This is a genomic window from Rhizobacter sp. AJA081-3, from assembly GCF_017795745.1.
Classification (GTDB): Bacteria; Pseudomonadota; Gammaproteobacteria; order Burkholderiales; family Burkholderiaceae_C; genus Piscinibacter.
Genome location: NZ_CP059067.1, coordinates 193,577 through 207,139, shown reverse-complemented (window position 1 = coordinate 207,139; position 13,563 = coordinate 193,577). Strand labels below are relative to the sequence as shown.

The 13,563-nt window shown below is 68.6% G+C and carries 13 protein-coding genes; all 13 read left to right on the top strand.

The window, feature by feature from the left end; genetic code table 11:
* Positions 1 to 101 precede the first annotated feature (101 nt).
* Positions 102 to 803, top strand: a complete 702-nt coding sequence (locus HZ992_RS00985; RefSeq protein ID WP_209384827.1) for a GntR family transcriptional regulator — start codon at positions 102 to 104, stop codon at positions 801 to 803.
* Positions 800 to 1,684: a phytanoyl-CoA dioxygenase family protein gene (locus HZ992_RS00980; protein ID WP_209384826.1), complete on the top strand. Its 885-nt coding sequence runs from the start codon at positions 800 to 802 to the stop codon at positions 1,682 to 1,684. Before HZ992_RS00985 ends, HZ992_RS00980 begins: the two co-directional genes overlap by 4 nt.
* Before the next feature lies 1 nt (position 1,685).
* On the top strand, positions 1,686 to 3,044 hold the full coding sequence (locus HZ992_RS00975; RefSeq protein WP_209384825.1) for an NAD(P)H-dependent oxidoreductase: 1,359 nt from the start codon (positions 1,686 to 1,688) through the stop codon (positions 3,042 to 3,044).
* A gap of 1 nt (position 3,045) precedes the next feature.
* Positions 3,046 to 4,731 carry an N-acyl-D-amino-acid deacylase family protein gene (locus HZ992_RS00970; RefSeq protein WP_209384824.1) on the top strand — a complete coding sequence of 562 codons (1,686 nt, stop codon included), beginning with the start codon at positions 3,046 to 3,048 and terminating at the stop codon, positions 4,729 to 4,731.
* A 265-nt stretch (positions 4,732 to 4,996) separates the two neighbouring features.
* Positions 4,997 to 6,010 carry an FAD:protein FMN transferase gene (locus HZ992_RS00965; RefSeq protein WP_209384823.1) on the top strand — a complete coding sequence of 338 codons (1,014 nt, stop codon included), beginning with the start codon at positions 4,997 to 4,999 and terminating at the stop codon, positions 6,008 to 6,010.
* A 26-nt stretch (positions 6,011 to 6,036) separates the two neighbouring features.
* Positions 6,037 to 9,033 carry an HzsA-related protein gene (locus tag HZ992_RS00960; RefSeq protein WP_209384822.1) on the top strand — a complete coding sequence of 999 codons (2,997 nt, stop codon included), beginning with the start codon at positions 6,037 to 6,039 and terminating at the stop codon, positions 9,031 to 9,033.
* Positions 9,030 to 9,602 carry a hypothetical protein gene (locus tag HZ992_RS00955; RefSeq protein ID WP_209384821.1) on the top strand — a complete coding sequence of 191 codons (573 nt, stop codon included), beginning with the start codon at positions 9,030 to 9,032 and terminating at the stop codon, positions 9,600 to 9,602. Before HZ992_RS00960 ends, HZ992_RS00955 begins: the two co-directional genes overlap by 4 nt.
* Before the next feature lie 2 nt (positions 9,603 to 9,604).
* The gene (locus HZ992_RS00950) at positions 9,605 to 10,366 is read left to right on the top strand and encodes an SH3 domain-containing protein (protein WP_245213321.1); all 762 of its coding nucleotides are present in this window, start codon (positions 9,605 to 9,607) and stop codon (positions 10,364 to 10,366) included.
* 24 nt (positions 10,367 to 10,390) lie between these two features.
* The gene (locus tag HZ992_RS00945; protein WP_209384819.1) at positions 10,391 to 11,041 is read left to right on the top strand and encodes an outer membrane beta-barrel domain-containing protein; all 651 of its coding nucleotides are present in this window, start codon (positions 10,391 to 10,393) and stop codon (positions 11,039 to 11,041) included.
* Positions 11,042 to 11,049: 8 nt separating this feature from the next.
* Positions 11,050 to 11,571, top strand: a complete 522-nt coding sequence (locus HZ992_RS00940) for a peroxiredoxin family protein (protein WP_209384818.1) — start codon at positions 11,050 to 11,052, stop codon at positions 11,569 to 11,571.
* Positions 11,568 to 11,819, top strand: a complete 252-nt coding sequence (locus HZ992_RS00935) for a DUF4266 domain-containing protein (RefSeq protein ID WP_245213320.1) — start codon at positions 11,568 to 11,570, stop codon at positions 11,817 to 11,819. The genes HZ992_RS00940 and HZ992_RS00935 overlap by 4 nt, the downstream gene beginning before the upstream one ends.
* Positions 11,806 to 12,927, top strand: a complete 1,122-nt coding sequence (locus HZ992_RS00930) for a DUF3570 domain-containing protein (RefSeq protein ID WP_209384817.1) — start codon at positions 11,806 to 11,808, stop codon at positions 12,925 to 12,927. The genes HZ992_RS00935 and HZ992_RS00930 overlap by 14 nt, the downstream gene beginning before the upstream one ends.
* A 19-nt stretch (positions 12,928 to 12,946) precedes the next feature.
* Positions 12,947 to 13,555 (top strand): AraC family transcriptional regulator, encoded by a 609-nt coding sequence (locus HZ992_RS00925; RefSeq protein ID WP_245213319.1) that lies wholly within the window; start codon positions 12,947 to 12,949, stop codon positions 13,553 to 13,555.
* Positions 13,556 to 13,563: the final 8 nt, after the last annotated feature.

Sequence of the window (13,563 nt, the reverse complement as noted above, 5' to 3'; positions counted from 1 at the left end):
GCCGCGCACTCGGCCCGGATCGGGGTCGTTGCGGCTTGATTTGCGGCAAGCTTGATGTATTCTGTATACAGAGTCATCTGCTGCTCAATGCCCGCCCTTCCATGGCTGTCCACCTCGTCAAGCTGCACGCCGCGCCCGACCTGGTCGAGCGCGTCTACCAGGCGCTGCTGGACGCCATCAGCGACGGCTCGCTGCCGCCGCTGGCACGCATCACCCAGGAAGAGATCGCCCAGCAGCTGAACGTGTCCCGCCAGCCGGTGCTGCAGGCGCTGCGCCTGCTCAAGCAGGACGGCCTGGTGCTCGACGCGCCGGGGCGCGGCGTGCAGGTGGCGCCGCTGGACGCCGCCGGCATCAACGCGGTCTACCAGGTGCGCGGCGCGCTCGATGCGCTGGCCGCGCGGCTGGCGGCGCAACAGGCGCAGCCGCTGGACCCCGCACTGATCGAGCGCGGCCGTGCCGCGGCGCTCGGCCGCGACGTCAACGCGCTGATCGACGCCGACATTGCCTTCCACAACGCCGTCTACGCGGCCTCGCGCAACCCGCTCATCCAGCGCAGCGCCCACCTGCACTGGAGCCACATCCGCCGCGCCATGGGCGCGGTGCTGCAGGCCTCGACGCTGCGCGAATCGGTGTGGGATGAACACGAGGCCATCGCCCGTGCCATCGCGGCGGGCAATGCGGATCTGGCCGAACGACTGATGCGAAGGCACGGCGAGCGTGCCGGCGAGCACATGACCCGCCACCTGGACGCCGCCGCGCGGCGCACCGGCGGCACCGAGATATCCACCGGAGACAACCCATGAGACTGACCCCCGAACAACTCGCGCAATTCGACCGAGACGGCTACCTGTTCTTCCCCGCGCAGTTCAGCGCCGATGAAACGCGCGTGCTCACCGAGGCGGTGCCCGACCTCTACGCCCGCCGCGAGGCCTACAACGTGCGCGAGAAGGGCTCCGACGCGGTGCGCACGAACTTCGCCGCGCACATGTACAGCGAGCCCTTCGCGCGGCTGGGCCGCCACCCGCGCATGATCGAGCCGGTGCAGGACCTGTTCGGCGGCGAGCAGCTGTACATGCACCAGTTCAAGATCAACGGCAAGATGGCCTTCGAGGGCGACGTCTGGCAATGGCACCAGGACTACGGCACCTGGAAGAACGACGACATGATGCCCACCGAGCGCGCCATGAACGTGGCCATCTTCCTGGACGACGTCAACGAGTTCAACGGCCCGCTGATGTTCGTCCCGGGCAGCCACAAGAAAGGCGTGATCGATGCGAAGCACGACCTCACGACCACCAGCTACCCGCTGTGGACGGTGGACCACGAGCTGATAAGGCAGTTGGTGGCGCGCGCCGGCGGCAAGAACGGCGGCATCGTCTCGCCCCAGGGCCCGGCCGGCTCGATGATCCTGTTCCACTCCTGCCTGGTGCATGCCTCGACCAGCAACCTGAGCCCCTGGAACCGCGTCAGCGTCTACCTGAGCCTGTGCGCCGTGAGCAACCACGTGCGGCGCTTCAAGCGGCCGGAGTACATCGCACACCGCGACTTCACGCCCATCGAGTGCCTGCCCGACGACTGCCTGCTCAAGCCCTACCCGGTCGAGCTGCCGTGGAAGAACGGCATGCCGGGCAGCGCGCTGGTGACCTCGTCCGAACCGATCGCCGACACCAGGAAGGCCGCCTGACATGAACCTCTTCGCCAAGCTCCAGCAGCGCGCCGCCGAAGGCCGGCCGGTGCGCATCGGCCTGATCGGCGCCGGTAAGTTCGGGTCGATGTACCTCGCACAGATTCCGCGCACGCCGGGCGTGCACCTGGTGGGCATCGCCGACCTGTCGCCCGCCGCGGCGCAGACCAACCTCGCCCGCGTGGGCTGGGAGGCGCAGCGCACCCAGGCCGGCTCGCTCGACGAAGCGCTGAAGACCGGCGCCACCCATGTGGGCGAGGACTGGCGCGCGCTGGTGCGCCATCCGGCGATCGACGTGATCGTCGAGTGCACCGGCAACCCGATCGCCGCGGTCGACCACTGCCTGGAAGCCTTCGCGCAGAAGAAGCATGTGGTCAACGTGACCGTCGAGGCCGATGCGTTCTGCGGCCCGCTGCTGGCGCGCAAGGCCGCGGATGCCGGCGTGGTCTATTCGCTGGCCTTCGGCGACCAGCCGGCGCTGATCTGCGACCTGGTCGATTGGGCCCGTACCTGCGGCTTCCCGGTCGTCGCGGCCGGCCGTGGCCACAAGTGGCTGCCGCACTTCAGCGAATCGACGCCCGAGACGGTGTGGGGCAACTACGGCCTCACGCCCGAGCAGGCAGCGCGCGGCGGGCTGAACCCGAAGATGTTCAACAGCTTCCTCGACGGCTCCAAGCCCTCGATCGAATCGACCGCGGTGTCCAACGCCACCGGGCTGGCCGTGCCGAGCAATGGCCTGCTCTACCCGCCGGCCAGCGTCGAAGACATCCCGTTCGTCACCCGCCCGAAGAGCGAGGGCGGTGTGCTCGAGCAAAAGGGCATGGTCGAGGTGATCTCCTCGCTGGAGGCCGACGGCCGCAAGATCCCCTACGACATCCGCATGGGCGTGTGGGTCACCGTCGAGGCCGAGACCGACTACATCAAGAACTGCTTCGAGGAATACAACGCCCACACCGACCCGAGCGGCCGCTACTTCACGCTCTACAAGCGCTGGCACCTGATCGGGCTGGAAGTCGGCGTGTCGGTGGCCAGCGTGGCGCTGCGCGGCGAACCCACCGGCGTGGCCACCGGCTGGAACGCCGACGTGGTGGCCACCGCCAAGCGCGACCTGGCCCCGGGCGAGATGCTCGACGGCGAAGGCGGCTACACGGTGTGGGGCAAGCTGCTGCCGGCCGCCACGTCGGTCGCGATGGGCGGGCTGCCGCTCGGCCTGGCGCACAACGTCAAGGTGGTGCGGCCGGTGAAGAAGGGCCAGAGCCTGAGCTGGGCCGACGTGGCGATGGACACCACGACGCACGCCTACCGCACGCGCCGTGCGATGGAAGACCTGTTCGCGCAACCGGCGCGCCGAGTGGCCTGACATGGCCGACGACCTGCTGATCCGCGGCGCGCGCCTGTACGACGGCATCGGCGGCGAGCCCTTCGATGCAGACCTGGCGGTCAAGGACGGCCGCATCCGCGCCATCGCCCCCTCGCTGCCGGTGGATGCCGAGACGGTGATCGACGCGCAGGGTCTGGCCCTGATGCCCGGCATCATCGACAGCCACACCCACTTCGACGCGCAGATCACCTGGGACCCGTACGTGCGCCCCTCGCCGGCGCTGGGCGTGACCACGGCGGTGATCGGCAACTGCGGCTTCACCATCGCGCCGTGCCGCCCGGCCGACCGCGAGCGCACCATGCGCAACCTCACGCAGGTCGAGGGCATGTCGCTGGACGTGCTGCGCCAGGGCATCCGCTGGGAGTTCGAGACCTTCGCCGAGTACCTGGCGCAACTGCGGCGCAGCCGCAGCGCCGTCAACCTGGCCTGCTACGTGGGCCATTCGTCGGTGCGCACCTGGGTGATGGGCGACGACGCGGCGCGGCGCGAGGCCACGCCCGACGAGATCGAGCGCATGGCAGCGCTCACTCGCGAGGCCATGGACGCTGGCGCGGTGGGTTTCGCCAGCTCCACCAGCCCGGCGCACAACGGCGAGGGCGGCGTGCCCATGCCCTCGCGCCTGGCCAGCGACGCCGAGCACCTGGCGCTGATCGAGGCGATGGCGCACCGAGGCGGCGGCGTCTACATGGTCACCAAGGGCGGGCAGATGCCGGTGGCGCTGCTGGAAGAGATGGCAGCGCGTGCCGGCCGGCCGGTGATGATCGCCGCGCTGCTGCACAACGGCACCAACCCCGATGCGGTGTTCGCCGACCTCGACGCGATCAGCGCCGCCAACACGCGCGGCCGCAAGCTGCTCGGGCAGGTGTCGTGCTGCCCGCTGACGATGGAGTTCACGCTCGCCTCGCCCTACCCGGTGGAGGGGCTGCAGAGCTGGCAGCCGGCGCTGTCGCTCAAGGGCGCGGCGCTAGAGGCGCTGCTCGCCGATCCGCAATTCCGCAAGCGCGTGCGAGCCGAGCTGGCCGCGCCGGCGACCTTCCGACTTTTCAATGGCGAATGGAGCAAGGTGCACGTGGTGCAGGTGTCGCAAGAGCGCCACCGCGCGCTGGAGCAGAAGAGCATCGCCGAGCTGGCCGCCCGCGCCGGCAAGGATCCGCTGGACACGATGCTCGACCTCGCGCTCGACGAGGACCTGACGACCATCTTCACCGCCCAGCTGCTCAACAGCGACGAGCAGGCGGTATCGCGGCTGCTGACCCACCCGCACAGCATCGTCTCGCTCAGCGACGCCGGCGCGCACCTGACCTTCTTCAATGATGCGGGCTTCGGCCTGCACCTGATGGGCCACTGGTCGCGCGACCGCGGCGTGATGAGCCTGGGCGAGGCCGTGCGCCGGCTCACCTTGCAGAGCGCGCAGGTGTTCGGCTTGCGCGGCCGTGGCCTGCTGCGCGAGGGGTATGCGGCCGACCTGCTGCTGTTCGACCCGGCCACGGTGGGCCGCGCGTCGCAGCGGCGCGTGCACGACCTGCCTGGCGGCGCGGCCCGGCTGACCACCGACGCGCGCGGCGTGCATGGCGTCTGGGTCAATGGCCACCTGGTCGCGAATGCGGCGGGCCTGCTCGATGGCGCCCCGCTGGCCGGCGAACTGGTCACCGAGTTCGAGCGCTGAATCTCAGACTTGCGGCCGGCGGCAAGGGCCGAGACCGGCCGGCAAGTCAAGTGCCGGCTGCGTCTGCATGCATTTGAAACATCTGCTCGCACGCCGGAACACGCCGCTGCCGTTTCTTCTGCGACCGGTTGTAAGGTCATCGCGGTTTGCCAACTTTTGACGCAATTTAGCCCCCGCAAGGCTTGAAGATCCGCCCGCAACGCAGCAATGAGGCTGCCCGTCGACAACCAGCCAAGGTTGCGGCGGATCAAACGGGAGTGGAATCTTGGCCTTGCTCGACCTGTCGTTCGTCAAACGTGCCGCAGCCCGCGGCGCGGCGCCCGTGCGCGCGGCGAACGACGGCTGGCACCACCGCGACGAAGCCATCATGGGCACGGCGATCCGCGTCGAGCTCTGGTGCGAGGACGCCCGCGCCGCGCAGGCCGCGATGGCGGCGGTGATGGACGAGATGCACCGCATCGACCGGGCAATGAGCCCGCACAAGCCCGATTCCGAACTCTCGCGCATCAACCGCGACGCCGGCCGCACGGCCGTGCCGCTGAGCGACGAGATGTACGGCCTGATCGAACGTGCGCTGGTCTTCTCGCAGCTGTCCGACGGCGCGTTCGACATCACGTTCGCCAGCGTCGGCAACCTCTATGACTATCGCGAAGGCACCGAGCCGGACGCGCAGGCCTTCGAACGCGGCCGTGCCGCCATCGGCTGGCGCCACCTGGTGCTCGACCCGAAGGCGCGCACGCTGCGCTTCGCCCGCGAAGGCATGCGCATCGACCTGGGCGGCTTCGCCAAGGGCCATGCCGTCGACAACGGCGCCGCCATCTTGGCGCGGCGCGGCATCACCAACGCCATCGTCACGGCCGGCGGCGACAGCCACATCCTGGGCGACCGCCGCGGCCGGCCCTGGACCATCGCGATCCGCGACCCGCGCCGCGAAGGCGGCGTGGTGGCGGTACTGCCGCTGGAAGACACCGCGATCTCGACCTCGGGCGACTACGAACGATTCTTCGAACGAGATGGCGTGCGCCGCCATCACGTGATCGACCCGCGCACCGGCCTGTCGCCGGACCGCATCCACAGCGTCACCATCCTGGCCGACGACGGCCTGACCACCGAAGGCCTGTCAAAGAGCCTGTTCGTGCTGGGCCTCGAGCGCGGCATGCAACTCGTCGAATCGCTCTCGGGCGTGGATGCCGTCGTCGTCGACGCGGCAGGCGCCCTGCATTACTCGTCCGGGCTGCTCGGCAGCAGTCCGAATGCGGTCGAAAGGGCTCGGCCTTGAACCATCCGAGATCAGTGGAGGCACAGATGAAAAAATTCACAGCACAACCCGGCCGCGTCGCGGCACTCAGTCTGCTCGCCCTGGCCGCCGTCATGGCGGGTTGCAGCGGCAGCGATTCCGGCACGGTCACGGTGGCGGGCGACGTGCCCATCGCCTACGTGCAGCGGTCCACCGCGATGCGGCTGAACCCGACCAACGGCTCGCCCAGCGCGCCCGGCGGTGACCTCATCATCCGCGAGAAGTCGTCGCCGAGCGCGCCCGAGCACAACATCACCTCGCGCTTCACGCGCGATGCGGCCGGCGTGCCCAATGGCGACGCATCCGACCCCGAGGTGTCGTACGACGGCAAGAAGCTCGTCTTCTCCATGAAGTGCCCGGCGTCGAACCCGGCCACGATCGAAGGGGTTCCGGCTTGCACGGGCCGCTGGAACATCTGGGAATACGACATGAGCACCGGTGGCTACACCGGCGGCAGCTTCCGGCGCCTGACCGCGTCGACCACGGACGACGACGTCGATCCGGCCTACCTGCCGGGCGGCCGCGGCTTCGTGTTCACCTCGAACCGCCAGGGCAAGACCAAGACGGTGCAGGGTGGCCAGACCTTCTACGCGCTCGACGAGTACGAGCGCGAGCGTGTGCTTCAGCTTCACACGATGGACGCCACGGGCGGGGCCATCACGCAGATCTCCGTCAACGCCAGCCACGACCGCAACCCGGTGGTGCGCCCGAACGGCGAGATCATGTTCTCGCGCTGGGAGCACGTGGGCCAGCGCAACCGCTTCGCGGTCTTCCGCGTCAAGCCCGATGGCACCGACATGTTCGTGCTCTACGGCGCGCACAGCCCGGGCAACAGCTTCCTGCACCCGCGCGACATGGATCCGAAGGGCCAGTACAAGGGCTACCTGTCTTCCGACCTGATGGCGCTGTCGCGCACGCAGGAAGGGGGCTCGCTGATGCTCATCGATGCGGCCAACTACTCCGAGCAGAACACGCCGGCCACCAAGACAGTGGCGGCCGCTGGCGGCCAGGTCGAGGTGACCGACAAGCCGATCAACCAGAACCGGGGCCTGTCACCCTATGGCCGCATCACCACGCCGTACCCGCTGTGGGACGGCACCGACCGCGTGCTGCTGGCCTACCGCCCCTGCGAGGTCACGCGCAACGGCGTCGTGATCCCGTGCGCCAACCTGACTGACGAGGAACGGGCACGGCTGGAAGACGACACCATGTCCCGCGCCGAGCGCGCAGCCGATGCGGTGCAGGACAACGCGCCTGCGGCCTATTCGATCTACATGTTCGACCCGGCCAAGCAGACCTTCCTGCCGATCGCTTCGCCGCCGCCGGGCTTCATGTACAGCGACCCTGTCGCGATCGAGGTGCGCCCCGAGCCGAACGCCACCGACCCGACCAGCGTCGATGCGACGCTGGCCGGCCAGGGCCTGGGCGAGATCGAGGTGCGCAGCGTCTACGACACCGACGGCCTGGACCGCAACGGCGAATCGATGATCGCCGCCGCCGACCTGCCCGCCGGCTGCACCAGCGGCATCGCCAAGGCGGCGCCGCTGAGCGCCACCGACACGCGAGCCCAGGTCGCCGACATCTCGCGCCTGAAGGACCCGGCCGACCCGGCTTACCACTGCTCGCCGATGCGCTTCGTGCGCGCCACCCGCGTGGTGGCTCCGTCGGCTGGCAGCACCGGCATGCGCGAGGCGATCGGCGAGACCGACTTCGAACCGCAGCAGATCCTGGGCTACGCGCCGATCGAGCCGGACGGCTCCTTCAAGCTGCGCGTGCCGGCCGACACGCCGCTGGCACTGACCGTGGTGGACTCCAAGGGCCGCGGCATCCAGACGCACCTGAACTGGATCCAGGTCCGCCCCGGCGAACGCCGCACCTGCCTGGGCTGCCACAGCCCGCGCCGCGGCGCTTCGCTGAACTCCGGCACGGTGGTCGACACGCAGCCGGCCGCACTCACCCCGGCGCTGGCCAGCCAGCACCAGGCCGGCGAGACCCTGGCCTCGCTGCGCACGCGCCTGGACAACTCGCGCTTCGCGCTGAACGCCGACATGGAGTTCACCGACGTGTGGGCGGACACCTCGCGCAGCGGAGTGACCGCTCGTGCACCGATCTCGATCCGCTACACCGGCAACACCAATGCGGCCGACAACCTGGCCACGGCGGTGCCGACCAACGGCTTCATCAACTACCCCGACCACATCCAGCCCCTGTGGACGCGTGATCGCGGCGCCAACACCTGCACGACCTGCCACGCCGACCCGGCCAAGCTGGACCTGCGCGGCACGATCGCCGGCACCGGCCGCGTGGTGTCGTACGAGGAACTCCTGCTCGGCGACCCCGAGATCGATCCGGCCACCGGCCTTCCGGTCACGCGCCTGCGTGACGGCGAGCCGGAGATCGTGCGCGGACCGGCCCTGGTCGAGAACATGGCAGGCAATGCCGCGGGCATGGCACGTTCGAGCCGCCTGACCGAGATCATGTTCGGCGAGACGCTGAAGTCCAGCGCCGGCGCGCGCACCGTCCACCCGAACCCGCCCGGAACGGCGCCGAACCACGCCGCCATGCTGAACCTGGCCGAGAAGCGCCTGATCAGCGAGTGGATGGACCTGGGTGGCCTCTACTACAACAACCTCTCGGCCAACGGCAGCCCGGTGCGCCTGACCACGCTCAGCGAAGCGTCGTTCGAGGCGAACGTGTTCCCGATCCTGCAGTCGCAATGTGCAAGCTGCCACCAGCCGGTGGGCAGCTCGGGTGCGGCGCAGACGGCGGCCTCCTTCGCCAACAATCGCTTCGTGCTTGCCGGCAGCGTGGAAGGCGACTTCAACGTCAGCCTCACCATGATCTCGGACGTCTGCAGTGCGCCTTCGAATGCGCTGCTGCTGCGCCCGTCGACGGTGCCGCATCCTTCCGGCGCGACGGCGCAGGGCACGGCGCTGCTGCCCGCGGGCAGCGCCAACTACAACACCATCGCCAACTGGATCGCCAGTGGCTGCCCGACGCAATGACGAAGAAGCGACTTGCCGCGATCTCCGCCGCCGCACTGCTGGCCAGCTGCGGCGGTGGCAACCCGCTGTCCAACCCCGACTCGATCTCCAACCCGGGATCGACGACGGGCCAGAAGCTGTCGTTCATCTACTTCCAGCAGTGCATCAACGGGATCTACGACACCAGCCTGCAGGTCAACCAGGGTGGCGTGATCTCGACCAACACCTGCTCGAGCGGCGGCTGCCATGACACCAGCACCGGCACCGGCGGCGCGCTGCGGCTGATCCGCGGCGCGGCGCAGGTGCCGGTGGCCGACCCGCCGGACGCGGACGCGATCCGCGCGACGGACATGTACAAGAACTTCTATTCCTCGCAGGGCGCGACCGTGATCGGTTCGCCCGCGCAGAGCCGCCTGCTGGCCAAGCCGCTGCTCACCGTGCTGCACGGCGGCGGGCAGATCTTCACGAACGCGCAGGACAACAATGCCGCGCGCATCGCGTACTGGATCAGCCGCCCGATGCCGCAGGGGCAGGACGAATTCAGCGTCGCGGGCAACAGCATGTTCACGGCCGGCGTGTGCAACCAATGAGGATGCCGACGCCCAGATCCATCCGCGTCCTGTGTGCCCTGGTACTCAGCCTGAGCGCCGCGCTGCCTGCGGCCGCCGCGGACGAGGCTCCGGACACCCAGCGCCTGCAGGTGACCGACCCCTACATCGAGTTGCGCACCGGCCCGGGCCGCGGCTACCCGATCTTCTTCGTCGCCGCGCGTGCGGAATGGATCGAGGTCCACCTGCGCTACACCGACTGGTACAAGGTGCGCACCGACGGCGGCAAGGAGGGCTGGGTGCATCGGCGCCAGTTGGTGACCACGCTCACCGAGGCAGGCGCCAGCCGCTCGTTCCGCGACATCGCCTTCGATGACTTCCTGCAGCGCCGCGCCGAGTTCGGTGCCGGCTGGGGCCACTTCAAGGCCGAGCCGATGCTCAAGTTCTGGGCCGGCTACAAGCTGTCGGAGTCGATCGGCATCGAGGCCACGCTCGGCCAGGTGCAGGGCATCTTCTCGGGCACCAACTTCTGGCATGTCAACCTGCAGCTCGAGCCCTGGTCGGACCAGCGCATCTCGCCGTTCTTCGCAGTCGGGGTGGGCAACTTCAAGAACATCCCGAACACCAGCCTGGTGGCAGCCACCCCCACCGATGCCAAGCTCTCCAACGCCTCGCTCGGCGTTCGCTACTACCTGACCGAGCGCTTCGTGCTGCGCGCCGACTACTCCATCTACACAGCGTTCCTGAACGACACGCGCTCGGGCGAATACCGCGCCATCACCGGCGGTATTTCCTTCTTCTTCTGAGCGCCACAACCACAAGATCGACCCATGCGACAGACTGCCCTCACCTTCGCCGCCCTGCTGGGCATCGGCCTGGCCGCCCCCGTACTCGCACAGAGCACGGCGGCGCAGCAGCCCGCCAACGAGCAGGTCATCGTGCCGGAGGTGCAGCGCCGCGAGGTGCCGCTGCCGAAGTTCCCGTCGAAGGACTTCGAGATCAGCGCGCTGGTGGGCACCTACGCGACGCAGAGCTTCGGTGCCAGCACCGTCGCCGGCGTGCGTCTGGGATACCACCTGAGCGAGGACTTCTTCGTCGAATCGGTCTACGCACGGAGCAAGGTCACCGACAAGACCTTCGAAGAGATCTTCCCCGGCGCCGGCCCGCTGGCCGACACCGACAAGAAGCTGAGCTACTACAACGTCTCGGCCGGCTACAACGTCTTTCCCGGTGAGATCTTCCTGGGCAACAAGTACGCCAAGGCTTCGTCGATCTACCTGATCGGCGGCGTGGGCAGCACCAAGTTCGCCAACCAGCGCCGCCAGACCTTCAACGTGGGCTTCGGCTTCCGGGTGCTGTTCAGCGATCGCTTCGCCATGCGCGTCGACGTGCGCGACCACATCTTCAGCTACGACCTGCTCAATGTTCGCCAGAACACGCAGAACCTCGAGCTGACCACCGGCATCGCCTACTACTTCTGATGCACGCCATGAACAACGGCCCGAGCTCCCCGACTTCACACCAGCGCCGCAGCCTGATCGGCGCGGCCCTGGCCGCCTGCACCCTGGGCACGGCGCGCGCCGCCATCGGCAGCGGCAAAGCCCCCGACTTCACGCTGCGCACCACCGAGGGCGGCAACATGCGCCTGCAGGAGCAACGCGGCCGCGTCGTGATGGTCAACTTCTGGGCCACCTGGTGCGGCCCGTGCAAGATCGAGATGCCGCACCTGAACAAGATCTACGAGAAGTACCGCAGCTCGGGCTTCGTGCTGCTGGGCGTGAACATCGACGACAACCCGGCCAACGCGGCGAACACGGCCACCAAGCTCGGCGTGACCTTCCCGGTGCTGCTCGACGGCGACAAGAAGGTCAGCCGCCTGTACGACCTGAGCACCATGCCCACGACGCTGCTCATCGACCGCGACGGCCAGCTGCGCCACCTCCACAAGGGCTATCGCGAAGGCTACGAGCAGACCTACGACCAGCAGATCCGCGAGTTGCTGAAGTCATGAACATGCCCCGTGCATTGCCGCTGGCCTTGCTGGCCTGCAGCGCCGCGTTGAGCGGTTGCTCCTCGTTCTCGCTGCCGAAGATGCCCGAGCCCTGGGTCAAGCCCTACGAGCGCGAGCGTCTGGCCGATCCGATCATGAAGGGCTCGGCCGACCCGCTGTCGGGCCGCCACCGCGAGCACGTGCTCGTCGTGCGCGAGGCGGCACGCGGCGCCAACAGCGCGCAAGGAGGCGGTTGTGGCTGCAACTGAAGTGCGCTTCACGTCGCGCCTGCCTGGCCTGCTCCGGCGCGTGGCCGGCCTGCTCGGCAGCCTGCTGGCGGTCGGCGGCGCCAAGGCCATCGAGCTGCCCGAGAACCGGGCCGAGGCGCTGTACCACGTCTACAAGGGCGGCGGCGTCACGGCCGACGGCCCGGCGCTGCTGGTGCGCAAGAGCCTGGCCGACAAGGTGTCGCTGTCAGGCTCGTACTACGTCGACGCGGTCAGCAATGCCTCGATCGACGTGGTCACCACGGCCAGCCCGTTCAAGGAAAAGCGCACCTCCTATGACCTGGGCATCGACTACGCGCACCGCGATTCGCTGATGTCGCTGTCGGTCTACCAGAGCAAGGAGCCCGACTACGTCGCCGACGCGTTCAGTCTCGACGTCTCGCACGAGTTCTTCGGCAACATGACCACCATCGCGCTGGGCTACACGCGCGCGCTGGACAAGGTCTCCAAGAAGAACGAAGCCAGCTTCAGCGACTACGCCAAGCACTGGCAGTACCGGCTCGGCCTCACGCAGGTGCTGACGCCCTCGATGCTGGCCAGCGCCAACCTCGAAGTGGTGTCCGACGACGGCTACCTCGGCAACCCCTACCGGGCGGCGCGCGTGTTCGGCGCCACCGTGCCGGAGCGCAACCCGCGCACGCGCACCAGCCGTGCGCTGAAGTTGCGCGTCATCGGCGACCTGGGCGACCGCAACGCCGCCCGCGCCGAATACCGCTACTTCTGGGACACCTGGGCCATCAAGGCGCACACGCTCGAAGTGGGCTACAGCCGCTACGTGGGCAGCGACTGGCTGGCCGACGGATTCACGCGCCTGTACAAGCAGAACGACGCGCTCTTCTACAGCGACAACGCGACGTCCGAGACGACCTACATCTCGCGCAACCGCCAGCTCAGCGCCTTCCGCAGCTTCGGGCTGGGCGGCAAGCTCAGCTACACCGCCAAGCGCGTGCCGGGCCAGTACGAGATGAAGATCGTCGGCTCCATCGAGCGCATCCGCTTCGACTACAAGAACTTCACCGACATCCGCACCGGCGAGGCGTACAAGTTCAACGCCAACCTGCTGCAGCTGTACGTGACGGCCACCTACTGATCTCGAAAGAACCGGCGCCATGTCGTTCATCCATCGTTTCCACCGGTCGTTCGCCGCGGGCCTCGTGCTCGCGCTGGCGGCACTGCACTGCGCCGCCCAGACGGCAGCTCCGGCCGCAGCGGCTTCGGCACCGCCCCCCGCGACGGCTGCCGCACCGGCTGCGGCGGCCAGCGCGCCCGCACCGAGCACGCTCGACGGCCGCATCCAGGAGGTCAAGGGCGACGTGATCCGCCTGAACCGCGACCTGCTGGTGCTCGAGGAGGAACTGCTGTTCCCGGCCAACACGCAGGTGGCGCTGTTCGTGTCGATGGACGTGGGCAAGCTGTTCTCGCTCGACTCGGTGCAGATCAAGCTGGACGACAAGGTCGTCGCCAACTACCTTTACACCCCGCTGGAGGTGCAGGCACTGCACCGCGGCGGCGTGCAGCGTGTCTACCTGGGCAACCTGCGAGCCGGCACCCACGAGATCGTGGCCTTCTTCACCGGCCAGGGCCCGCACGTGCGCGACTACAAGCGCGGCGCCACCGTCAAGTTCGACAAGGGCACCGATCCGAAGTACATCGAGCTGCAGATCAAGGACTCGTCCGGCAAGCTGCAGCCGGAGTTCGACATCAAGATCTGGCAGTAGCCGTGCGC

What these genes read in the sequence shown, in the direction of transcription:
- HZ992_RS00970 (WP_209384824.1), top strand. Translation starts at nt 3,046, where the DNA reads ATGGCCGACGACCTGCTGATCCGCGGCGCGCGCCTGTACGACGGCATC.
- HZ992_RS00980 (WP_209384826.1), top strand. Translation starts at nt 800, where the DNA reads ATGAGACTGACCCCCGAACAACTCGCGCAATTCGACCGAGACGGCTAC.
- HZ992_RS00925 (WP_245213319.1), top strand. Translation starts at nt 12,947, where the DNA reads ATGTCGTTCATCCATCGTTTCCACCGGTCGTTCGCCGCGGGCCTCGTG.
- HZ992_RS00955 (WP_209384821.1), top strand. Translation starts at nt 9,030, where the DNA reads ATGACGAAGAAGCGACTTGCCGCGATCTCCGCCGCCGCACTGCTGGCC.
- HZ992_RS00975 (WP_209384825.1), top strand. Translation starts at nt 1,686, where the DNA reads ATGAACCTCTTCGCCAAGCTCCAGCAGCGCGCCGCCGAAGGCCGGCCG.
- HZ992_RS00960 (WP_209384822.1), top strand. Translation starts at nt 6,037, where the DNA reads ATGAAAAAATTCACAGCACAACCCGGCCGCGTCGCGGCACTCAGTCTG.
- HZ992_RS00935 (WP_245213320.1), top strand. Translation starts at nt 11,568, where the DNA reads ATGAACATGCCCCGTGCATTGCCGCTGGCCTTGCTGGCCTGCAGCGCC.
- HZ992_RS00940 (WP_209384818.1), top strand. Translation starts at nt 11,050, where the DNA reads ATGAACAACGGCCCGAGCTCCCCGACTTCACACCAGCGCCGCAGCCTG.
- HZ992_RS00985 (WP_209384827.1), top strand. Translation starts at nt 102, where the DNA reads ATGGCTGTCCACCTCGTCAAGCTGCACGCCGCGCCCGACCTGGTCGAG.
- HZ992_RS00945 (WP_209384819.1), top strand. Translation starts at nt 10,391, where the DNA reads ATGCGACAGACTGCCCTCACCTTCGCCGCCCTGCTGGGCATCGGCCTG.
- HZ992_RS00950 (WP_245213321.1), top strand. Translation starts at nt 9,605, where the DNA reads ATGCCGACGCCCAGATCCATCCGCGTCCTGTGTGCCCTGGTACTCAGC.